Here is a 22,290-nt window from a genome sequence, read left to right as displayed (position 1 = left end):
GCATGGCAAAACCGGCAAAACAGATGACCCATGGTGCCGCCGGACAGGAGCCGCAAAAGCCCAGCGCCAGCGCCAGGGACAATAACACCAACACCAGTATTGCCCAGCTGCGCAGCCGCTATCAAAAGGCGGTGGGCCGTCGGCGCAACTGGCTGGCCCATTGGCAGGAATGTTATGAATTTGCCCTGCCTCAACGCAATGGTGCCGCCCGGAAAACCAGCGGGGGCAAGCGCCTTGACCGGGTGTTTGACGCAACCGCACCTGATGCGGTCGAACAGCTTGCCGCAAGTCTGATGGCCGAAATTACCCCGCCTGCGGGTGGGTGGTTTGATCTTGAACCGGGCGGCAATGTTGCGTCCGATGATCGTCAGGTTCTGACGGAACAGCTTGGCCGTGCGGTGCGCATTCTTCAGGGGCATTTTGACCGGTCGAACTTTGCAGTCGAGATGCATCAGGCCTTTCTTGATCTGGTCACGGCTGGTACCGCATGCCTGCGTCTTGAAAAGGCCGGTCTGCAAAGCCCGTCGGCCTTTCGATTTAGCGCTGTTCCGCTGCGTGATCTGGCCTTTGAAGAACGATCTGATGGCAAGATGGACGCGGTGTTTCGCAAGCTGATGCTGACCCGTGATGACATCAGGTCGAACTGGCCCGATGCCGGGAAACTGCCCGAATTCGGGGCAAGCAATGATGAAGAAGATCATCAGAAACGCTTTGCCGTGATCGAGGCGGTTATACCGGCCACCAGCGGGCAATCGGGATATGAGATTTGCGTCTTTCGCGAGGAAGGCGGGGCATCACAGGATGATCTGATTTATCGCGGGCAGTTTGATGTGTCGCCCTATATCACCTTTCGCTGGATGAAGGCCCCGGGCGAGATTTATGGAAGGTCGCCTGTGATGAAGGCGCTGCCTGATATCAAAACCGCCAACAAGGTGGTCGAACTTGTTCTTAAAAACGCATCGATTGCGGTGACCGGCATCTGGCAGGCCGATGATGACGGGGTGCTGAACCCGGCCACCATTCGACTTGTACCGGGCAGCATCATCCCCAAGGCGGTGGGCTCGGCCGGGCTCAAGCCGCTTGATGCGCCGGGCCGGTTTGATGTGTCCGATCTTGTGTTGTCGGACCTGCGTGACCGTATTCGCCGTTGTCTTCTGGCCGACCGGCTGGGTCAGGTTGATCAACCGGGCATGACCGCGACCGAGGTGCTTGAACGTGCATCGGAAAATGCGCGGTTGCTTGGTGCGACCTATGGCCGGTTGCAGGGGGAATTGCTTTATCCGCTGATCCGCCGGGCGCTTCATATCCTGAGCCGGACCGGGGAACTTCCCGACATTCCGATTGACGGGGATGTCGTGGTTTTGCGCCATTCCGCGCCGCTGGCGCAATTGCCAAGACGGGTACAGGCGGGGCAGGCGCTTGACTGGCTTTCACGCATCGCAACCCTTGGTCCCGATGCGTTGAATGAGGTCGATTTGCCGGTCATGGTGCGCTGGCTTGCCGATCAGTTCGGGGTGCCGGACCATCTTTTGAAACCGGCCTTGCCGACCATTACGGCGGAGGAACTGGCATGAACACCGAAAACGGTTGGGACTGGTTCGAACCGCAAGAGTCTCCAAATCCGGGCGCGGAAAATGATCACTGGCAGGCCTGTTTTGGCAGTCCCGCCGGGCAACAGGTTCTCGATGATCTTGAAGCACATATTCTGCACAGCGCCCTTGGCCCGGATGTAAGTCCGGGGGCGATCTGGATGCGCGAAGGGCAACGCGCACTGGTGCTTTTGATCCGGCGGCTTGCAACAGCAAACAACACTGCGGAGGAGGCAGATGACTGACATCATCGCGGATAATGAAACACCGCCAAATGACAGCCTGTCGGGCGGTGGTGCCGAACCACAAATTGAAACTGAAATTCCTGATCCGGGCCCCGCTGATGCGGGGCTTTTGTCTGGGGGCTTGCCGGATGATCAGGGTGATGAGCATGACGGGAATAACGCCGATATGCTCACGGTGCCTGCCAGTGCTGATGACTATGCGATTTCGGTTGATGATGCGCTTGGCGGTATGGATCCCGATCTGAACAAGCGCCTGCATCAAGCGGGATTTAACAATGCGCAGGCCCAGCTTGTTTATGATCTCGCCGGGGAAATTCTGGGTCCGATGATGGCCGATATGGATCAGGCCGCCAAACGGGCATCGGACCGTGCCGCCCTGATCACTGAATTTGGTGGCAAGGACGCATGGCAGGCCCTGGCACCGCGGATCGAACAATGGGGGCGGGCTAACCTGCCCGATGCGGCCTTTGAAACACTTTGTCAGACCAGGGACGGGGTGATGGCGCTCCATCGTTTGATGACGCAGGCAGGCGAGATCACATTGGGTCATACCAATGATGCCGATGGCAGTGGCGATTTGCGCGCCGATATCCGGGCCAAAATGAATGATCCGCGCTATTGGCGTGATCGCGATCCGGCCCTGATTGCCGAGGTGCAGGCGGGCTTTGCGCGCCTGCGCGGCGATTAGGACAACCGCATTTTCCAACAGATGACGCGTAACGGGCACCAGCGGAACGGGCACCAGAGGCAGATGGCTTTGGCGACGGGCCTTTGATGCCCGGATTTCATTTCTTCAAAGGGGGCGATTAGCGATGAGCGATACCATTGATCAAAGCTTTATTGATCATTTTCAGGCCGATGTGCATCAGGCCTATCAGCGCATGGGATCAAAATTGCGCAACACGGTCCGGGTGAAAAATTCGATCAAGGGCGCGACCACGGTTTTCCAGAAAGTCGGCAAGGGCACGGCAATGACCAAGGCGCGCCACGGCAAGGTACCGGTGATGAATGTCGATCATGAAGCGGTGCGGTGTGATCTGCGCGATTACTATGCCGGGGACTGGGTTGATGCGCTTGATGAACTTAAAATCAACCATGACGAAAAGATGGTTCTGGCCAATGCCGGGGCCTATGCGCTGGGCCGCAAGACCGACGAGCTGATCATCAATGCACTGGTGCAGGGCGACGATATCGTGCCCGATAACGCCGAGGGCATGACGCTTGAAAAAGTCATGATGGCGTTCGAGGGACTGGGCGAACGCGATGTTCCCGATGACGGGCAGCGCTATGCGATTGTCGGCTGGAAACAATGGTCGGAACTGTTGCAGATCAACGAATTTTCCAATGCCGATTATATCGGTGATGATGATCTGCCCTGGAAGGGCACACAGGCCAAACGATGGTTGGGAACGCTCTGGATGCCCCATTCGGGGCTTCCGGTGGCGGCGGGCATCCGGTCCTGTTTCTGGTATCACCGCACGGCCATCGGTCACGCGATTGGCTCGGACGTTCAATCCGATATCACCTGGCATGGCGATCATGCGGCGCATTTCGTGAACAACTCCATGTCACAGGGCGCTGCCCTGATTGACGGCGATGGGGTGACCTGTTTGCAGGCCATGGAATAAGGCCGAAGTCCTGCTCAATACGCTGCTCGAGGTTCCCGCCTGCGCGGGAATGACGTTCGTTCCACGCGCTTGTTTTACCCATCGTCATCCCCGCGAAGGCGGGGATCTCGACCGGCAAGCTCAAATCTCTGACAAAGACAACCAAAGGAGCCCATAGATGGCAGAAGGTTTCAAAGCCAGAAATCTCAGTGTTCTGGCCTATGCCAACGGCTTTACGCTTTGGCATTACATCACCCCGGATGTCGCCGCCGACGTTGATACATCGGGCTATTTTGCCGATGCGCGCGACATGCTGCGTGTCGGTGATTTCATCATCGCCAATACCAACCGCGACGCCACCCTGTCTGGCGGCCTTTTCGTGGTCGCAAGCTCGGGCGCTGCGGGCGTTGATGTCCGCGACATGACGGCAATTGGTACGGCCAATACCGACTAAGCGCGCATCTCTTTTATTTCCTCCCTCAACCTCGGCCCCGGTAGCACTGCTGCCGGGGTTTTCTTTTCCCAACCAAGGAGACTGCCCATGCAGGGGAATACTGCTGTCGAATGTGAAATCCTCAATGTCATTCAGGGGGCCGGCATCTGGCCCGATTGCGATGACAAAACCCAGCTGCTTCAGGCGATCAATACCCTGATTTCCGGTGGCGGTAACACCGTTATCATCGGCAGCGAAATCGGCTCGGTTTCGGCATTTGCGATGCCAACGGTACCGGAAGGCTGGCTGGTCTGTGATGGCGCTGCCATCTCGCGCACGGAATATGCTGATCTGTTTGCAGAAATTGGCACCGTCTGGGGTGCTGGCGACGAAATTTCGACCTTCAACCTTCCTGATCTGCGCGGCGAGTTTGTTCGTGGTTTCGATGCCGGTCGCGATGTGGATGTCGGGCGTGTGTTTGGTTCTGCGCAATCTGATGAGCTCAAAGCACACAGCCACACCACGGGTCAGGCGTTTTATGGCACTGGTGGGTCAACTTCTAGTGCTATCGGGGAGGCAAACTTGATCACAGAAACTGAGGCGACTGGCGGGATAGAAACCCGCCCGCGCAACGTCGCAATGACTTACGCGATCAAGGCGTTTTATCCGGCGCTTGGTTCCCAAGCTTAACCTTCTGTTTTCCCAAAAATGATCTCCCCGGCAGATGTCACTTGCCGGTTTTTTTGTCTCTGATTGGAGAATTCAAATGCAGTGTTTGAGCCCGGTTGAAAGCGAAGTTCTCAACGTTGTTCTGGCAGCAGACATCGTTCCGGATCGCATGGACGATACCCAGCTTTTGCAAGCGCTTCAGGTCATGTTTGGTGGTGGTAGCTCCTCCGGTTCGGTGCCCGTCGCGACCGTGCTGCCCTTTGCCGGTTCGGTGGCCCCGGAAGGCTTCCTGATTTGTGATGGCGCGGAAGTGCCCGCAAGCGAGTTTGCCGATCTGTTTGCAGCCATTGGCACCACCTATGGCGAAGGCCAGTCGGCCGGTGGTTTCAAACTGCCGGATCTGCGCGGTCGTATTCCGGTCGGTGCCGGTCAGGGCGACGGCCTGACGGATCGTGTCATTGGTGCAGTCGATGGTGCTGAAACGCATCAGTTGACGATCAATGAGATGCCTTCGCACAGTGGACATATTGATGCAGCAGTTGGGCAATCCGGAAATAACGCCGGTTCATCGTCTAGCCAGAATGGCATCATTGAAGGCGGCGATCAGCCGCATAACAATATGCAGCCATTCCTGGTGGTGAATTACATCATCAAGGTCTGATCTGATCTGATCTGGCCTGATGTGATCTGGTCGGGGCCCGGTTTTCCGGGCCCCGTTTCAGTTCCGGCTGTTTTCGGCTTCGGCCTTTTTCGCGCGGTATTTGCTCAGTTCGACGATGGCGCGGCTGCGCTGTTCATAGGAAACTTCCGGTTCGATGGTTTCGCGCCATTCGCGGGCATCGGGATGGCCACCATCCTCGGCGATGGCAAGATAAAGCCATGCGCGTTCAAGATCGCCCGGGACATGTTCGCCGTAATAATACATCCGTCCCATGGCGGCATAGCCGTCGATATTGCCGTTTTCCACGGCTTTTTGATACCAGGGCACGGCCTTTGCCGGTTCTTCGGGACCGCCAATGCCATATTCAAGAAAATGGCCGTAATAATAGGGGGCATCCGGGTCACCATTTTCGGCAGCAAGCCCCATCCAGTGGCGGGCAAGGACCGGATCAGGTGCGATATCGCCGCCCCCGGACTGATAGACCGCTGCCAGATTGTATTGCGCCCCGGCATTGCCGCCAATGGCAGCCTTTTGATACCATTCAACCGCCCGGGTCAGGTTGACCTCGACCCCGGTGCCATGCAAATAGCAATCGGCGATATTGACCATGGCAACCACTTCGCCAAGTTCGGCGGCATGGCGGAAATGATAGGCCGCCTCGGTTGCATCCTTCGTAACGCCCAGACCATCACGATACAGCACACCCAGCAAATTGAACGCGGCCGCATGCCCAAGTACGGCGGCCTCGCGCCCGATCCTGAAAGCATCTTCATAGCTTTGTGCGCGCCCGTTTCCGTAAAAGGCATCATAGGCCGCGCCATAGAGTTCGTCCGCCTTGGCATCGTTCGGCGAGACGGATGGCGGAGGTGCTGGTGTCGGTGTTGGTGTTGGCGCCGGTGTCGGTGTCGGTGTCGGAACTGTTTGCGATGATGATGTTTGGGGGACGTCGGCGGTGTCCGCGGGCTGGGCGGTTGTGGTTCCCGGGGCCGTTTCAGATGATGGTGCCGACGACCCTGTTGCCGGGATCGGCCTTGAGGAAAATACCCGGGTCAGATTGCCGTTTTCATCGCGCATCTTGTTGGTAAAGGCACAGGGCTGTGAGGCGGGATAAAGCCTGAAAAGCGGATCATTTTCGAGAAAGTCGATGGCTTCCTGATAGCCCTGCCTTGCCGCGCAATTATACCATGCTTCGGCCACTTCCATATTGCCCGGATCAAACAGGGTCGGCTCGAAATCCCGGCCCAGTTTGAACTGGGCATCGGGATAGCCATCCATTGCTGCGGCCCACATGTCGGTATGGCCGCCCCAAACGGATGCCGTGGCCGTCGACGAACTCTCAGGTTTCGGATCGTCGGCGGTGTAACCCGCCCCGGTAAATTCGCATTCTCCGGTTTCGCTGATGTCGAAATTGTAGGGCACATTTTGCAATTGTTCGATGGCGATGTCATCGCCCTGAAGGGCCGCACATTCAAACCAGCGGATGATCTGTTTGGCCTCGTATTCGTCGATCTCGCCGTCATCCTCGGCATAGTCATAAGACAGCATGATCGCATAAAGGCGCTGGGATGTCGCATCACCGGCATAGGCATCGCGCCGGACCGCATCAAGCGTTTCATCCGCACGTGAAGCCGACACGGGCAGCATAGCAGCAATCAGGGCAGCAAGGATCATTCCTGCAAACGGGACTGCAAACGGGGATCGGGACATGCGTGCTCCAGCAAAGGCGGCCATTCTTGCGGGCCGTTGGCTTTGGTCATCTTGGGCGACCGGTTGGCCTGATTTTGACAATAAATCAACCTGAACGGCAACTGAAATTAACCGGATATGGAGGAGGAAAAGCACATGGCACTCAGTGACATAGCGCTTTGTGCGCGTGCGCAAGTGATGATCGGGGCCAGCCCGGTGTCATCCTTTGACGAAGACAGTGCCGAGGCCGAAATTGCCCGCCTTCTCTATCCGACCATCCGTGACGGCATGCTGGCAAGCTATCCCTGGCGATTTGCCGCGCGCGGGTGCTGGCTGGCGCGATTGGCAAATACCGATGATGCGCGTGATCCCGGTGATGGATCGCATCTTTTTGCCATGCCGCGCGATTTTATCCGCTTGCTGTCGCTTGAAAATGACGGCGGCAAAATCACCCGGTTCGAGCTGCGCGACCGTGCGGTGCTGTGTTCGGCGGATGCGGCCTGGCTTTCCTATGTCGCACGTCTGGCTGAGGGCAGTTTTCCGCCATGGTTTGATCTGGCGCTGATTGTGCGACTGGCAGCGGAATTCTGTCTGCCGCTGACCGAAAGCAGTGCGCGGGCGGAATATCTGTTCAAGCGGTCCGAGGATCAGTTTCGCGCCGCCCGTCTTGCCGATGCCCAGCAATCGACCCCGCATGCGATTGACGATTTTTCCCTTATCTCGGTCCGGAATTGAGAGGCGGAGCCTCCGGCACAATGGGCTCCCGCCTGCGCGGGAGCGACGGGTAAACACGGAAGCAGAAACACCAGCGTCATCCCCGCGCAGGCGGGGATCTTGGTCCGTAAGCTCATCAGATGCGATATCCAAACAAGGAGGCATTCATGGCCCGCAGGGTTCTTGAGAAAAATACCTTCTCGACCGGGGAACTGGCCCCGGAATTGTGGGGGCGGTCCGATCTGAATGCCTATGCCAACGGGGCGGCACGGCTGCGCAATGTGTTTATCGAGCCATCCGGTGGCGTGCGCCGTCGTCCGGGCATTCGTCTGATCGACGGGCTGGACGGGCCGGTGCGCCTGATCCAGTTCGAGTTCAATACCGAGCAGACCTATATCCTGGCCTTTGGCGATATGAAGGCAACCGTGTTTGAAAACGGTGTTTCGGTCCTGTGGTTTGAAACACCGTTCGGGGTCGAGCACCACGATCTTCTGAACTGGACGCAAAGTGCGGACACGCTTCTGGTGGTGCATCCCGATGCGCCGCCGGTACGGATCAGCCGGACTGCGACCGGGGGATGGCAGGTCACATCATGGGCATGGCGGGCAACCGGTCAGCTGACTAGCCAGCCCTATTACAAATTCACCGATCCGGCCGCGACCCTGACGCCATCAGGGGTCAGCGGGACGATCACGGTCACGGCCGATCTTGATCTGTTTGTCGGTGGCCATGTCGGGACCCTGTGGCGGATTGCCGGGATCGAGGGCGAAATAACGGCTGTGTCGGGGCCAAGAACCGCAAGTATCGCGCTTAAGGCATCCTTGCCAGATAGCAGTGCGACAACCGATTTTGCCGAGCAGGCCTTTTCGGCTGTGCGTGGCTGGCCGCGCAGTGTGACGTTTCATCAGGACCGCATGGTGATTGGCGGATCACGGGATTTGCCCAACCGGCTCTGGATGTCGCAATCAGGCGATCTTTTCAATTTCGAGCTGGGCGAGGGCCTTGATGACGAGGCGATTGAATTTGCGCTGCTGGCTGATCAGGTCAATGCGATTACCGGGGTTTTTGCCGGTCGCCATCTTCAGGTTTTTACCAGTGGATCGGAATGGATGGTGACGGGGGATCCGTTAACGCCCGCCAATATTCAGGTCACGCGCCAAACCCGGATTGGCAGTCAGAGTGACCGTACCGTGCCACTGGTCAATATTGACGGGGCGACGATCTTTGCCGGGCGCAGCGGGCGTGAAATCCGCGAATTCCTGTTTACCGATGTCGAGCAGGCCTATGGATCAGCCGATCTGGCATTATTGTCGCGCCATCTGGTCAATCGCCCGGTTGATCAGGCCTTTGACGCCAACCGCCGGCTTTTGCATGTGGTGATGCGTGACGGATCACTTGCCACCCTGACGCTTTATCGGTCCGAGGCAATCACCGCCTGGTCGGCGCAGAATGTAAAGGATTGTGATTTTACATCGGTCGCGGTGTCGGGCGGCGATGTCTATGTCAGTCTGCGCCGTGGCGAGTGCTATTATCTTGGCCTGTTTGACGAGGATTGCGGTTTTGACTTGCAGGTGTCGCAATCCCTTGGCGCGGGCGAGGAAGCACGCCGTCACTGGGGCAGGCTTGAGGCGCTTGATGGTCTGGTGGTTGCCGGTCTGGTGGTTAATGGTCTGGTGGTTAATGGTCTGGCTGATGGCATTGTGATCACGGATTTGGCGGTGGCGGGCGGGACCGTGACCCTGCCGCTTGATACCGGTGCGGTATCGGAAATCGCCGTCGGTTTGCCGTTTACTCATGAAATCTTTGCCCTGCCGCCAGCGGCATCGGATGGCAGCCGCCCGCATGGCGGCAATGCCGTGCGGCTGGTATCGCTGACCTTGCGATTGCAAAAAAGCGGGCAGCTTCGCGTCGATACCGGGCGCGGCATGCGCGATATTGCCCTTCCGGTCACAGGTGATGATGCAGACGGGCTTTATAGTGGTGATATCACCTTGCGAAGCCTTGGATGGCGGCGCGGCAGTGGCGGTACGATTTCGGCGGGTTTATGGCGGATTGCCGGGGATTTTCCCCGGCCTTTTTTATTGCTGGGATGTGCATCGGAAATGGGGGTGAATGACTGATGGGCGGATTTACATCAATCGTGCCGTTGGCCGCATCGGCCGTGCAGACCGGACAGAAAATTCAGGCAAGTCAGGCCAGCGCACAAAGCCGGATTGCCGAGCTTGACGCTGCGCGCAAGGCCGAACTGGCCGATATCGATGCAAGACAAAAGCAACAGGACACCGAGCGCGAAGAGACCCTGCGCCGCCGTCAGGCCAGTTTGCGCGCCAGACAGGGGGCATCGGGTTTGATGGCCGGTGGTACCGGTTCGGCCAGTGCGGTTCTGGCCGGATATGAAAAAGCCGCCCTTGATGATCAGGCAACGGATCGTGCCGAGGCCACCCGCAAGCGCAACCAGATCAATGCCAGTGCCAGTTGGCGGGAAAAGTCGCTTTTGCGCACGGCACAGGATGACACAGCCGCACGGCTAAGCGCCTGGTTTGCGCGGCGTGACGGGTTCGGGGGATAAGGCAATGGGAACGGTTTTTACCAATCAGACCAGTGCATCACGCGCCTTTGTCGGTGATGGCGCGCGTGTCAGCTTTGGCTTTGATTTTGCGGTGTTTGACGACAGCGATATCAAGATCACCCTTGATGATGTCGCCCTTGATACCGGCTTTCACGTCACACTGGCGCGCGGGGATGCGGTGGCGGGTGGTGTGGTGACATTTGAAACGCCCCCCGCAGACGGCAGCTTGATCGTCATCGCCCGGATGTTGCGGTTACGCCGGTTGAGTGACTATGACGCGATGTCGGTTCCGCGCGGTGACGCGATTGACCGTGATCTTGATTTTATCACGGCGGCGATCGGTGATCTTGACGGCGCATTGGCAGCTACGCTGCGTCTTGATGCGGCAGATCGTGATCAGGCATCGGCGAAACTTCCAAAGATCGAAGCGGGCAGGGTCCTGATCTGGAACCCGGCGGGTGATGGTTTGGCGAACGGGCCGGACGGGGTGGAAATCGCCAAGGCGGCAAGCCATGCAAGCCTTGCACAGGATGCCGCCAACCGGGCAGAAGCCGCCGATGCGCGGTCACAAACCGCGCTGAAATCATTTGTGCAAAATGATGCCGGTGCGTTGCTTGATCTTGATTTCCGAAGTGCCAATGCCCTGGTGTGGGAAGATGAACGCCGCATGCCGGTGATTGATGCATCAACCAGCCGGATCATGGATATTCGTGAAACCGGATCACTTGTCAGGTTGTCAAATGGCGCACGGTTAAGCCTTCCGGATGCGTCGCTTGCGCGCAATGGCGTGCGGTATCGGGTGTTTAATGGCGATGGCACCATGGTTGATGTTTCGGCGGCCAGTGGCGATGTGATTGCGCCGGTCCATGGCGGGGCGGAAAACATCCTTTATCCGCTGCCAATCCGGGGCGATATGGTTGATCTGGTCTGTGATGGCGGGGGCACGGGAGGTGCTGGCGGTACTGGCGGGACTAGCGCCCGGTGGTTTGCCTGTCCGGTGCGCGAAAGCGGGCCTGTGGTCAAGCTGTTGCGCACCAATGCGCAAGGCATTCCGGCAGGGGGATCGTTCCTGATTGAATGGGATCAGGTGGTCGAAGACAGCCACAGCCTTTATGACAGCAGCAACCATGCGATCACCGGGCTTGCGCCGGGATTTTATCAGATCGATATCGGCGTCTGTTTCCCGATCACGAATGAGGCGGTGATGACCAGCCTGTTTGTCGAACGGTTTGACGGGACAAGCTGGAACTATCACCTCAGATCGCGCGACATCACAGCAATCGGCAGCGGGGCGGAACATAGCCTGCGTCTTGGCGGTGTGGCACGGATTGATGCAACCCCTGCGACCGGTCTTCGGGTGCGGTTGCTTCATAGCGATGCCCAGACGCGCAATATCGGCGCCAGTGATTTGCTGACCTGGTTGCATCTGCACCGGATTGGCGGTTAGCGCATCTGGTGCGTGCCGGACAAAATTCCCGATTTCATATCAAGGAGTGCATCCGATGGGATTGCGTTATCAGCCGCTTGCGGCCTCGATCAGGTTTGCGCGGGCCTCATTCAAACTGATCCGGGGGGAGGATGGCTTGCTCGAAACCCTTGGCAATGATCAGCCCGGTTTTGATCATGACGCGCTTGGTCGGCGTCTGGGGCTTTTGATCGAGGCATCTGCAACCAATCTGCTGCGCTATTCCACTGATTTTTCAAACACGCTTTGGGAAAGGAATGCCGGTGTGACGGTTGGCCCGAGTGCAATCATGGCACCTGATGGCAGCAATAATGCCATGTTGCTGGATCTGCCCGGTGGCACAGATGGCATTTATCAGAATGTCGGATCGCTGGTCAGTGGCGAGACATACAGTTTTGCCATCTGGATGCGGGCGGTTTCGGGAACCGCGGACATCACGCTTGGCGGGATTGACGGGCCATCGATGCATGCGATTTCATTGGGTGAAAACTGGCAACGGGTTTCAATCGCCGAACCGGCATCGGGCACGACCCGATATCCGAAAATCAGCACCGCAGTTTCGGGGATTCCTGCATCTGTCCTGATCTGGAATGCGCAGCTGGAAGCCGGGCCTGCGCCGACATCGGATATCATCAGCAACGGCATTCCGGCCTCGCGTGCCGCCGAGGGCGTGACGCTTGATCCCGGCGACTGGTTTGCGCAAGGAGCCGGGACATTGGTGTTTGATCTGCAGACTGCGTCGGCATGGCGCGGCATCTGGCGGATCGTGCAGCTTTATTCCAGTAGTCTTGATGATGATCATCTTGATCTTGGCTATGACAGCGATGCCGGTCAGCTCCGCATTTCAGTGCGCCGTGATGGTACGCCACTCATCACCCAGTCACTTTATGGGCAGTTATCGCCCGATACCCGCCATCGCATTGCACTGGCCTGGGAGGATGATGGTATCGCCGTCGCACTTGGCGGGGTGGTTTTGACATCACCTCCGGGCTTTGCCATGCCGCGCAATTTTTCCAATATCGTGCTGGGATCATATGGTGGAACCGACAAGCACATGAACGGGCATTTGCGCAATCTGGCCTATTGGCCGGAACGGCTTTCGGATGCGCGGTTGGCTGGGCTTTCGGTGGTGTAATCTCATGAAGACACCCAAGCAAACCGATCCGATTGCGATCCTTCGCACCCGACTTTTATCCGAACTGCCCGATGATATTGCACAGGCGCGGGATGCCTATCAAAGGCTTGCGGGGGAGGCCGCAGGCATCATGGATGCCAAGGAATTTTCCGCCCATCAGGGGGCGTGCAAGGCCGCCCTTGGGCATCTTGAAAGTCTGATCAAATTGCTGCGCTGGGCCTGCGAAGGGCACTTAGAGAAAGTGATAGCGAATGACGGTAGCGCCGCAAATGGAGAAGTTGATCAATTGATTGCGCAAGCTAGGTCGGGGTTAAGAAGAGGCACACAGATTTAGCTTTTAGTCTTCTCCCGATGTCCCTCTAATGTGGGCAGCAATTAAAATAGTGCTGCAAATTCTGCTGTAACCTGTGAAAAATTTGACGCTGATAGAACTGTTTTTATTTGCAATCGGGAAGACTTGGAATGATGGATCTGTGGGATGTCGCGACATTTGATCGTCATGTCGTGGACCTTTTGACTCAGAATGAGTGTCTGGTAAGAGATTTTTTTGAGGAAGAAAATCGTATTTTCATTTCTTATGATCTTTGCCGCGACCCTGACCTTCTTTGCCGCCCTAATAACAAATTCTATGATGCGTACAGTGAATTGGAAGAAGAAGTTGCGGCAAGAATTTCGAGGAGTTCTTTTAGGGCATTCCACTATACTCGCCTGACCGAAGATGAAGTCCGTCGACTTCGAAACTTTGGGATAGAACTATCAAGCTCAGAAACCTTGGAGCATAGATTGGCGTCGCAAGTTGCGGTTGGCAATATACCAGCAGATTGTGCTTCTCAGTTGTTTAATTTAAGCCCTCTTCAGAATGGGCAGAAAGACAATAGATCAGGGATGTTTTGGCTTGCTTCGTGGCCTGTTCCTGTTAGCGACGGAGGTGTTAACAACTTGCTTTCCCATTGGGGAGGCGAAGTGGTCTACATGTGGCTTCAAGATAAAAAACTGACTGAATTAATTCAGTCAATCGGTAAGCCGACCGTAGTTGAAGTTTGTGTCCCGATGTCTTCGACGAAGGATGTTTTCCGGGCATCCAGAGCGGTGGTTCGCACATTTGCTAGGTCGTTGGGGTTGCACGCAGAGGGCGGCGAGTTCGATGTATGTGTTCGAGAAAACCTGCCCCCAACAGCTATTCTGCGAGTGCATCAGAGCGGTGATTTGGATTTCATGAATTTGGCGCAAGGTTATCCAAAGTCATATTCCAGAAATGACAATATTTGGTGGGAAGAACACGAATAGTCGCCCATCGCAACGGGGGATGCATATGATGTCAGCAACTTTTGCCGAATTCGTCTGGATCTGGGATCAGATGCTGGGGCTAAGCCTGCCGCGGCATCATCGCAAGATGGCGGACTGGCTCGAAGATTGTTGGCGGTCCGGGCGGCGAGAGATGTTGTTGATGGCTTTTCGCAATTCCGGGAAATCAACGCTTGTCGGGCTGTTTTGTGCCTGGTTGCTGTATCGTGATGCCAATCTGCGCATTCTGGTTCTGGCCGCCGATCTTGATCTTGCGAAAAAAATGGTGCGCAACGTCAAACGCGTGATTGAACGCCATCCCCTGATGGCTGGTCACGTGCCCGAACGTTTGATCGACTGGGGGAGCGAGCGTTTTACGGTGGCACGAAGTGGCGTTTTGCGCGATCCATCGATGCAGGCGGTTGGTATTGGCGGCAATATTACGGGCTCAAGGGCCGATATCGTGATTTGCGATGATGTCGAGGTCCCGAAAAACAGCGATACCGCCCATAAGCGCGCCGAGCTTCGCGAGAAGCTTTCCGAGATTTCCTATGTCCTGTCGCCGGGCGGCGCACAGCTTTATGTCGGCACACCGCATAGTTACTATTCGATCTATGCCGATGAAGTCCGGCCGGAAACCGGCGAGGTTGCACCGTTTTTAAACGATTTCTCACGTTTTGTGCTGCCCATCGTCAATAGACATGGATCGTCAAACTGGCCCGAACGATTTGATGACAAGGCGATTGAAGCGATCCGGGCCAGAACGCCCGCGCACAAGTTTCAAAGCCAGATGATGCTTGAAATGGTTGCGCCCCTGGCCGGGCCGTTTGACCCGGCGCGCCTGCATCATTACGACGCAGAAACCGACATTGAATATGGCAATGGCCGGATGCGGCTTTCGATTGCCGGGCGCACCATGGTCGCAAGTGCCTGCCATTTTGATCCGAGCTTTGGCGGGCTGCGCGGTGACGGGGCGGTGGTGGCGTGTGTCTATATCTGTGATCAGGGCGAATACTGGCTGCATGATATCGCCTGGTTGCACGCAACCAACCCGCTTGAAGACGGGCAAAGCGGCGAAACCCCCTGGCGTGATGAGGCAAGCCAGCTTTGTGCGCAGGTCGCGGCATTTGTCGCGCGCAATCATTTGCCATCATTGCGGGTTGAGACCAATGGCATCGGGCGGTTTTTGCCCAATATCCTGCGGCGCGAGCTTAAATCAATCGGATGGGCGGCAAGCGTCGTAGAACATTATGAAGCCACCAACAAGACCACCCGGATCGAGGATGCCTTTGGCGCGGTGATGGGGGCAAGATTGCTTCATATCGGGCAAGCGGTGACCAAAACACCGTTTCTGCGCCAGCTTCGCGAATGGCACCCCGATGGCAGCGGGCATGATGACGGGCTTGATGCGGTGGCCGGATGCATTCTGGCCGAGCCGGTGCGCCTTCCACGGGTCGATTTGCCACTTTATCGGGCCGACTGGCGGGGAAATGGCGGTGTTTTTCGTGCCGAGAACCATTTCAATCCGTGAGCGAAGAAAAAACTTTTCTCACAATGCCAAATGGTTAGCGGGTCGCTGTATCACAAATGTGAAATATTCATGGAATTTTCAGCTTTTATCCCTACGTTTATTATATGAAAGAATAGTATTGCAATTTTAATCCTATACCAAAGGGCGGTTTAAGCCGACACAAGACACGTTGATTGCAGGAAACGGCCAGATCGATTTTTTGATCAATTTAGCAGTTCAGGACACCAAGACGCCCCTGTGGGCGCACCTGACTGTCAGGAGGCCTGACCATGTGGAAAACATTGAGCTTGATGGCTGTAATGGCAGGTGCCGTTGCAGTGACAATCCCCGAAGCCTCGGCTTCTCCGGTGTGCGGTGACCGTAGCAAGGTTATCGACAGTCTGAGTGCCAAATATTCCGAAGAACCGGTTGCGGTTGGCGTGACGTCCAATGGTGGCGTGATCGAGGTGCTCAAGGCACCCGACGGGCAGACCTGGACGATCCTGTTTACCTATCCGTCCGGGCCCAGCTGCCTTGTTGCATCTGGCGAAGCCTGGCAGGAACTGGAAGAAAAGATCAAGGGACCGGCTGCCTAGAAGGCATTGAATTGATGCCTCCTGAGCTTTGGTCACGGGCATGGGGCCTGCGCGCGGACTGATCTGTGCTGCACCCTTTGCCAACACAAGTTTTATGCCGCTCATCAAAACCGGGGGTGTTGCCCCGGTCACGATGACCTCCCTGAACTGACCCGCAAGCCTTCCGGTTTGCGGGTTTTTCTTTGCAGTGTAATCCTGAGATGATTCATCTATGTTGCTGAAAAATATGATAAATTTTCACTTTACCTTAACTTATGTTCAGGTTGTAGGGTGCCCGGCTCTGGTCGCCAGATCTTGGGCGACGTGATGCAAGTAAAGGCATGTTATGCAGAAAGTGATTTCAGGAATTCTCGAAAGCCGGTGGTTCTGGTTTTTGGCAAGGTTGTGTCTGGTGGTGATGTTTCTTGCCTCCGGCCTGGCGAAGCTGATCGATTTTGACGGAGGCATGGCAGAGATGCAGGCCGCCGGGCTTGCGCCAGCAGCACTTTTCAACGTCCTTGTGATCATCACGCTTTTGGCGGGTGCTGTTCTGATCCTGATCGACCGGGCTGTCTGGCTGGCCGCCGGGATGCTGGGCGGTTTCCTGTTCCTGACCATCCTGATTGTCCATACATTCTGGAACAAGACCGGGGCAGAAGCACAGATTTCCATGTTCTTTGCCCTTGAACATATTGTGGTTATTGGCGGTCTGATGGCTGCGGCGATCACCAGTCACCTTCGACGCAAGATCGCAGGGCTTTCAGCCTGATCCGTCATTAACGGCATATCCCGATTTTATGGACCCGCAAGCCTTCCGGTTTGCGGGTTTTTCTTTGACCAGATGACGAGGCCCCCCGATGAACGATCCAAGCCAGCCTGTGGATGTGATCTGGTGGATCACGGCGGTCGAAATCCCGGTGGTTGCCAGCCTGTTCTGGCTGCATTGGCGGATGCGGTCCGAGCTGCTTGGCCGGATCGAGGATCAGCGCATTCGCCATGATCAGGATGCCGGTGATCTGCGCGCCGATCTTGCCGACTTCAAGCTTGATGTGGCGCGCAACTATGTCTCGATCCCGTATCTCAAGGATATTGAAAAACGCCTGACCGGTCATTTGCTCCGGATCGAGGCCAAACTTGACAGCCCGCATAAAAAGGAACTGATCCATGACTGATCTTATGACCCGCCCGGTGACGGAACCGGAAACATTGCCCGAGGCCGAAATTCTGGCCCGAACGCTGTATGGCGAGGCGCGCGGCGAGGAACTTGCCGGGATCGAGGCGGTGGCATCGGTGATCCTCAACCGTGTGGCCTTTGCCAAAAAGCGCGGTCGATACTGGTGGGGCAATGACATCACATCGGTGTGCCTCAAACCGGGGCAGTTTTCCTGCTGGAACGCCCATGATCCCAACCGCAAGAAGCTTTTGGCGATCAATCCGCGCGATCCGGCCTATCGGCTGTGCAAGCGCATCACCAAACGGGCAGTGACCGGCGAGCTTCCCGATCTGACGGACGGGGCGACGCATTACCATACCCATGCGGTTGACCCCTATTGGGCGCGCGGGCAGGTGCCGGTTGCCGAGATAGGTAATCATGTTTTTTACAAAAACATCGGATAGGAAGGTGTCACGTGATCCCAGCATTGCTTGCCCAGATCGGGCTGCCGCTTTTGATCAAGGCGGTGGGTGCAGGGCTTGATCATATCGATAATCCCATCGCCAAAACCGCGGCCGAGGGCCTTAAACAGGTAGAAGTTGCCGTCACCAAGGGCGACGTCACGCCCGCCCAAATCCTTGAGGCCAACCGCCACACCGAACGGATGGCCGAGATTGAACTGGCGCGCGATACCGGGACGCTTAAATCGGTCAATCGCACGATCCGCGCCGAGGTCGCCAGCGAAGACGCGTTCGTGCGGCGCTGGCGGCCAAGCTTTGGCTATGCGGTCGCACTCACCTGGATCATGACTATGGGCGCGATTGCCTATGCCATCATCCTGACCCCGCTTCAGGCCCCTGCCATCATCGCAGCGCTGGTCAATACCAGCCCGATCTGGGGCATTGCGCTGGGGGTCTTGGGGGTGAGTGTGGTGAAAAGGAGTGCGGACAAGAAGATCCAGTGATTTCGTTTATTGCGAATGTTTCGAATATTGCGAATAGATGGGCGCGTGTGTATAAGTAAGAAAGCTACAAGAAAAATTGTAGCCGTGCGCCGGAAAGTGAAATGGAGATTGCAATATGTCCGCAATTCGCAAAGACGATTTTGGCGGTAGATTGCCAACGCAGATTGAGAGTGATACGGCCGATCAGTTGTGTCAGATTATTGCTTCGCAGGCAAAGGAGGGTGAAGATACCCAACTGACTGTTGTGCGTGGTGAGGGTGGGGCGGAAACCATCACGCTCAGCCCGGCTCTGACGGAAAGCCTGATGAATTTGTTGCGTCTGGTTTCTGGCCGTCAGGGGTTTCAGATGATCCCGCTTTCGGCAGATTTGACGACACAGCAGGCGGCAGATTTGTTGAATGTGTCGCGGCCCTATCTGATCAAGCTGCTTGAGGCGGGCGACATCCCGTACGCCACCGTCGGACGGCATCGCCGGATCAAGGCCGAGGATTTGTTTGCCTATAAAGCCCGGCGGGATGCAGAGCGTGACGAGGCTTTGTCTGAGTTGGCGAAGATGGACGCAGAGCTTCTTCTGAAAGGATACTGAGCGCGTATGACATATCGGGCAGATCATTTTACAGCGCTTCTTGATGCCTGTGTTCTGGCCGATGTGTTCAAACGGAATTTGCTACTCAGTCTGGCGCGAGCTGAGCTATTTCGTCCGCGCTGGAGCCCCCAAATCCTTGATGAGACCGAACGGGCGATCCTGAAAATCACCAAGGGTGAAGCTGACGGCAAAAAGCAGCGTGCGGTAATTGAGCGGGCGTTTCGGGATGCCTGCGTGACCGGGTATGAAGCGCTCATCCCGGCGGTGGCGCTGCCAGACGTGAATGATCGCCACGTTCTGGCGGCAGCCATTCATACCAACGCGCAGGTTCTGGTGACAGATAACCTCAAGGATTTTCCATCGGATGAACTGGCGAAGTTCGGGATTGAGCTCAAATCACCGGATGACTTTATTTCCGATACCATCACACTTCATGAGCAGACAGCGTTCGGTGCGTTGAAAGCCATGCGGGGGCGCTACCAAAACCCGACCCTTACGACAGGCAAGATCATTCAGTTTGCCGAAAGCCGTGGCTTGATGACGACGGCGCTTTTGCTCAAGGAATATGAGCAATATTGGTGAACGCTTGCTTCAAGCTTCGGCAATCATCGCCGCACTCGTTAATACCAGCCTGATCTGGGGCATTGGGCTGGGGGGGTAAGTGGAGTGCGGATAAGAAGTTGCAGCGTTGATCCTGAGGTGTTTGGAAACCTCTAAGCTCCGGGCTGCTGAAGCCTCTCAATATCGCTCTTAATTTCAAAGTCGCCAACCTCTAGTGTTGCCGAGGCAATGACTTCAAGTATGGAAGTGACAATCTCAACTTTACGCTTAACTCGAGTGGCCCAATCACTTGTGATTTTTCGGTATAGGTAGGTGACTTCCTTTTGTAGGCCTTTGTCAGAACCTACCAAGCGGGACTCGTATAGGGCAAGTAGGTCGATCTCTGCAGAAGAGAAAGTTTCGTGGTGAGTTATTCTATTTCTGCTTCTTAGCTCGTGATCAAAGATTTTTTTGACTTGTTTGACCGTGCTGCCTGTATCAACTTTTGTTTTGTCAGCAAGTAAATTAAGAGCGTTAAGGTACTTCTTTATGCGCTCGCAAAGTTGATAGAAGCGAGTGAAGTACAATTCACATATGTTAACAATGTGGTTGGACCGGCTTACTGGTAACTCACGGAACGGAAATCGGCGGAAGTAGTATTCTGTTTCCGCCAATGCATCTGCAGCACGAACGAGACCTAGATACTGTAACAGTACATCGTGCTTTTGCTTGATAGGTTCTTCAAACTCGAAAGGGCTACTATCTCCCTCAAACTCTGAAAAATCAGGATGAGAGGCTATCGTGTACCTTACCTTTCCGCGTTGCCAGTCTTCCCATCCGGGATAGCTGCTCAGGTCTTGGAGAAACTTATGAACAACGATGTCCAGTTTTTCGCGCGCGTTTTGAACCAATGCTTCTCCCCTTCCAGCCAAGTATCTCTCAGCTATCTGTGCTGCTATGTATAAGTAAGGAAAGCTGAGATTTCCTGACAACTATAGCCAAGCAGTTCACCCACCCTTGCGGAACCCGCGTTGTGATCTTTGACGGTCCCGCCATGAAGATTGCGCGACATGACGAGTGCTTCTTCGATCCGCCTATTCTTCTCCGGGCAGGACGAAGAAATCGTCATTGGCTTGCTGCCTGCCAGCATCAATTCCAGTTCGCGTCCTTCGTGCGGGCCGATGCCCGGCGGCAATGTCAGTTCATTATCCATCATGCTTACCCGAGTTGCGTCAGCCAATGTTTGCAGCGGTCTGATACGTCGTCAACGATGATGTCCAGTCTTGGGCTGTCGGCGTCGCTGTTACGCAGCTCTTCGCGGAGCGGCTTGAGGGCGTCTTGCAGTTTTTTGGCGATGGTTTTGACCTGTTTGCGAAGGGCGGTCGGGGAGCTTCCGATGGCGCGGGCCTGGGCTTCCCAGTGGGACCAGTCAAGTTTGGTCGGATCAAATTCGCCGCCGATGGATTGGGCAAGGCGGGGGCGTTGGCTTTTGAAGCAGTCGCGAAATGCGGCACCATTATTGACGTCATAAAGCGGACTGATCGCGGTCTGGACCGATTTCGGGTTCTGGCGATAGATCAGTGAATAGTTTTTGGCATGCGCATCGGGATTGCCGATCAGGAAATTGAAAATCACAAAGCCGAGCAATTTCGGAATGTCGCGGGCCGGAACCGTTGCGGCCTTTTTGGTCATGGCGAACATGGCCGCTAAGTCCGGTCCGCCCTGCTTTTCATATTTGAGGTCCGGGTTGATGCCGGTCGCCTGACAGAAATCTTCCTGATGCAGGCGGGTGACGCGCACACCGTCCGAGGTCCTTGCATAGGCGCGGTCAAAGCGGGTGACGAACAGAACCGGGCGGTCGTTATAGATCCGGATTTTGGTGTGTGCCGCATCAAGCCCGATGGTGCGGGCAAGTTTCAGACAGAAATGCTCGGTCCGGGTGGAATCCGGCAGGCGTTCGATATCGATTTTAAGGATATGGGTGCTGGGATATCCGCCAATCGGCAGGGAAATCGCGCCGCTATCAGGATCAATATAAACCGCTGCCTTGTCATTGACCCCGGCAAGGGACAGAACGACTTCATCCTCGTCAATGAAAAGCGGGCGTTGCGGTAGCTCGGCAATGCGGTGTGCCAGATCATCCGGCGCGATTGGCATCAGATGGGGTTTGGCGTTGTCCGATATGGTCTGCTGATCAGGATGGATCAGCATCAAGGCCCCGGCGCAATCACGCCCGATATGTTCAAGCATGCCAAACTCGTCGGTTGGGGCGACGTCAAAAAGCTCGCCAATCTGGCGGCGGACATCCTTTTTGTCGGGCAGAAGTCCGTCAAAGAAGGGTTCGATGGATGTATGGTCAAACGGGCCTTTGCGCAGCGGGATGCTTTGCGATACCGGATAGGATGTCGGACGTGCCAGCCATTCCGGGGCATATTCAAAGGACATATAACCGCGATCATCGGCATTCAGGACACCGACGCGATCCTGGCCATTGGCAAGAACAAGGAGTGACTTGTTCATGCCCGGGCTCCGTCGGGGGTTTCATCGGCACCGGCACCGGCATCGTCACCGGCATCTGGATCGGAGCTTGCCGTGACCTCCAGCCAGTTGATGTCAATCTGCCCGCCAAGGGCGCGGACAATATCAATCACATTGGCAAGGCCCGGATTGTCGGCCTTGCCGGTTTCGAGCTGACTGAGGAATTTGATGCTAAGCCCCGTCGCAAGCGAAAGGTCGGTTTGCGATAAACCGAGCGCCTTGCGGGCCTTGCGGATTTCGGGGCCAAGCTGGTTTATGCTGGAGATGTGCACCATATCCTCCAAATTTACCTGTGGGTAAATATAGGCAAGGAGCGGTGGAAATTCAATGTAAGTTTACCTTTGGGTAAATTTTTCTGTCATTCAGA

General features: G+C 56.0%; 27 protein-coding genes. 22 read left to right on the top strand and 5 right to left on the bottom strand.

Annotated features, from left to right (window positions below; translation table 11 throughout):
- Positions 1-2 precede the first annotated feature (2 nt).
- The 7 genes from ACTU44_RS17280 (at position 3) to ACTU44_RS17250 (ending at position 5,204) form a co-directional block, all read left to right on the top strand.
- Positions 3-1,574 (top strand): portal protein, encoded by a 1,572-nt coding sequence (locus ACTU44_RS17280; protein ID WP_462096074.1) that lies wholly within the window; start codon positions 3-5, stop codon positions 1,572-1,574.
- Positions 1,571-1,834 (top strand): Bbp19 family protein, encoded by a 264-nt coding sequence (locus ACTU44_RS17275; RefSeq protein ID WP_462096073.1) that lies wholly within the window; start codon positions 1,571-1,573, stop codon positions 1,832-1,834. Before ACTU44_RS17280 ends, ACTU44_RS17275 begins: the two co-directional genes overlap by 4 nt.
- Entirely contained in the window at positions 1,827-2,522 is a 696-nt protein-coding gene (locus ACTU44_RS17270; RefSeq protein ID WP_462096072.1) for a capsid assembly protein, read from the top strand. Before ACTU44_RS17275 ends, ACTU44_RS17270 begins: the two co-directional genes overlap by 8 nt.
- 124 nt (positions 2,523-2,646) lie before the next feature.
- Positions 2,647-3,462, top strand: coding sequence for a phage capsid protein (locus ACTU44_RS17265; RefSeq protein ID WP_462096071.1), 816 nt, complete (start codon positions 2,647-2,649; stop codon positions 3,460-3,462).
- A gap of 157 nt (positions 3,463-3,619) precedes the next feature.
- Entirely contained in the window at positions 3,620-3,895 is a 276-nt protein-coding gene (locus ACTU44_RS17260) for a hypothetical protein (protein WP_114098664.1), read from the top strand.
- Positions 3,896-3,982: 87 nt separating this feature from the next.
- Positions 3,983-4,564, top strand: coding sequence for a tail fiber protein (locus ACTU44_RS17255; protein ID WP_462096070.1), 582 nt, complete (start codon positions 3,983-3,985; stop codon positions 4,562-4,564).
- A 76-nt stretch (positions 4,565-4,640) separates the two neighbouring features.
- Positions 4,641-5,204, top strand: coding sequence for a phage tail protein (locus tag ACTU44_RS17250; RefSeq protein WP_462096069.1), 564 nt, complete (start codon positions 4,641-4,643; stop codon positions 5,202-5,204).
- A gap of 57 nt (positions 5,205-5,261) precedes the next feature.
- On the opposite strand, the gene ACTU44_RS17245 is transcribed toward ACTU44_RS17250, so the two are convergent.
- Positions 5,262-6,911, bottom strand: coding sequence for a tetratricopeptide repeat protein (locus ACTU44_RS17245; protein ID WP_462096068.1), 1,650 nt, complete (start codon positions 6,909-6,911; stop codon positions 5,262-5,264).
- Positions 6,912-7,046: 135 nt separating this feature from the next.
- Here ACTU44_RS17245 and ACTU44_RS17240 point away from each other — a divergent pair, with 135 nt between their 5' ends.
- The 15 genes from ACTU44_RS17240 to ACTU44_RS17170 all read left to right on the top strand — a co-directional run bounded on the left by ACTU44_RS17240 (position 7,047) and on the right by ACTU44_RS17170 (position 19,427).
- Entirely contained in the window at positions 7,047-7,625 is a 579-nt protein-coding gene (locus ACTU44_RS17240; RefSeq protein WP_462096067.1) for a phage connector family protein, read from the top strand.
- A gap of 146 nt (positions 7,626-7,771) precedes the next feature.
- A complete protein-coding gene (locus ACTU44_RS17235) occupies positions 7,772-9,724 on the top strand; it encodes a phage tail protein (protein WP_462096066.1) in 1,953 nt (650 codons plus the stop codon).
- Positions 9,724-10,173 (top strand): hypothetical protein, encoded by a 450-nt coding sequence (locus tag ACTU44_RS17230; RefSeq protein WP_462096065.1) that lies wholly within the window; start codon positions 9,724-9,726, stop codon positions 10,171-10,173. The genes ACTU44_RS17235 and ACTU44_RS17230 overlap by 1 nt, the downstream gene beginning before the upstream one ends.
- Before the next feature lie 4 nt (positions 10,174-10,177).
- Positions 10,178-11,620, top strand: coding sequence for a hypothetical protein (locus ACTU44_RS17225; protein WP_462096064.1), 1,443 nt, complete (start codon positions 10,178-10,180; stop codon positions 11,618-11,620).
- A gap of 55 nt (positions 11,621-11,675) precedes the next feature.
- Positions 11,676-12,773, top strand: coding sequence for a phage head spike fiber domain-containing protein (locus tag ACTU44_RS17220; RefSeq protein WP_462096063.1), 1,098 nt, complete (start codon positions 11,676-11,678; stop codon positions 12,771-12,773).
- Between the two features lie 4 nt (positions 12,774-12,777).
- The gene (locus tag ACTU44_RS17215; protein WP_462096062.1) at positions 12,778-13,107 is read left to right on the top strand and encodes a hypothetical protein; all 330 of its coding nucleotides are present in this window, start codon (positions 12,778-12,780) and stop codon (positions 13,105-13,107) included.
- A gap of 128 nt (positions 13,108-13,235) precedes the next feature.
- Positions 13,236-14,060: a hypothetical protein gene (locus ACTU44_RS17210; protein WP_462096061.1), complete on the top strand. Its 825-nt coding sequence runs from the start codon at positions 13,236-13,238 to the stop codon at positions 14,058-14,060.
- 25 nt (positions 14,061-14,085) lie between these two features.
- The gene (terL, locus tag ACTU44_RS17205) at positions 14,086-15,588 is read left to right on the top strand and encodes a phage terminase large subunit (protein WP_462096060.1); all 1,503 of its coding nucleotides are present in this window, start codon (positions 14,086-14,088) and stop codon (positions 15,586-15,588) included.
- Positions 15,589-15,857: 269 nt separating this feature from the next.
- Complete coding sequence (locus tag ACTU44_RS17200; protein ID WP_462096059.1) at positions 15,858-16,163, top strand: hypothetical protein; 306 nt, start codon at positions 15,858-15,860, stop codon at positions 16,161-16,163.
- 325 nt (positions 16,164-16,488) lie between these two features.
- A complete protein-coding gene (locus ACTU44_RS17195) occupies positions 16,489-16,911 on the top strand; it encodes a DoxX family protein (protein ID WP_114099381.1) in 423 nt (140 codons plus the stop codon).
- Positions 16,912-16,999: 88 nt separating this feature from the next.
- Entirely contained in the window at positions 17,000-17,314 is a 315-nt protein-coding gene (locus tag ACTU44_RS17190; protein ID WP_462096058.1) for a hypothetical protein, read from the top strand.
- Complete coding sequence (locus tag ACTU44_RS17185) at positions 17,307-17,759, top strand: cell wall hydrolase (protein WP_462096057.1); 453 nt, start codon at positions 17,307-17,309, stop codon at positions 17,757-17,759. The genes ACTU44_RS17190 and ACTU44_RS17185 overlap by 8 nt, the downstream gene beginning before the upstream one ends.
- An 11-nt stretch (positions 17,760-17,770) precedes the next feature.
- Complete coding sequence (locus ACTU44_RS17180) at positions 17,771-18,259, top strand: 3TM-type holin (protein ID WP_114099384.1); 489 nt, start codon at positions 17,771-17,773, stop codon at positions 18,257-18,259.
- Positions 18,260-18,374: 115 nt separating this feature from the next.
- A complete protein-coding gene (locus ACTU44_RS17175; RefSeq protein ID WP_462096056.1) occupies positions 18,375-18,845 on the top strand; it encodes a helix-turn-helix domain-containing protein in 471 nt (156 codons plus the stop codon).
- 6 nt (positions 18,846-18,851) lie between these two features.
- A complete protein-coding gene (locus tag ACTU44_RS17170; RefSeq protein ID WP_462096055.1) occupies positions 18,852-19,427 on the top strand; it encodes a PIN domain-containing protein in 576 nt (191 codons plus the stop codon).
- A 131-nt stretch (positions 19,428-19,558) separates the two neighbouring features.
- Here ACTU44_RS17170 and ACTU44_RS17165 read toward each other — a convergent pair whose 3' ends face one another.
- The 4 genes from ACTU44_RS17165 to ACTU44_RS17150 are packed head-to-tail and all read right to left on the bottom strand — an operon-like array spanning position 19,559 to position 22,198.
- Positions 19,559-20,317, bottom strand: coding sequence for a hypothetical protein (locus ACTU44_RS17165; RefSeq protein WP_462096054.1), 759 nt, complete (start codon positions 20,315-20,317; stop codon positions 19,559-19,561).
- Between the two features lie 23 nt (positions 20,318-20,340).
- A complete protein-coding gene (locus ACTU44_RS17160) occupies positions 20,341-20,601 on the bottom strand; it encodes a hypothetical protein (protein ID WP_462096053.1) in 261 nt (86 codons plus the stop codon).
- Between the two features lie 2 nt (positions 20,602-20,603).
- A complete protein-coding gene (locus ACTU44_RS17155; protein WP_462096052.1) occupies positions 20,604-21,905 on the bottom strand; it encodes a type II toxin-antitoxin system HipA family toxin in 1,302 nt (433 codons plus the stop codon).
- Entirely contained in the window at positions 21,902-22,198 is a 297-nt protein-coding gene (locus ACTU44_RS17150) for a helix-turn-helix domain-containing protein (protein ID WP_462096051.1), read from the bottom strand. The genes ACTU44_RS17155 and ACTU44_RS17150 overlap by 4 nt, the downstream gene beginning before the upstream one ends.
- Positions 22,199-22,290: the final 92 nt, after the last annotated feature.

This window comes from Thalassospira sp. SM2505 (assembly GCF_054901115.1).
Note: the sequence above shows the minus strand (reverse complement) of the source record. Positions and strands in the feature narration are given on the sequence as shown.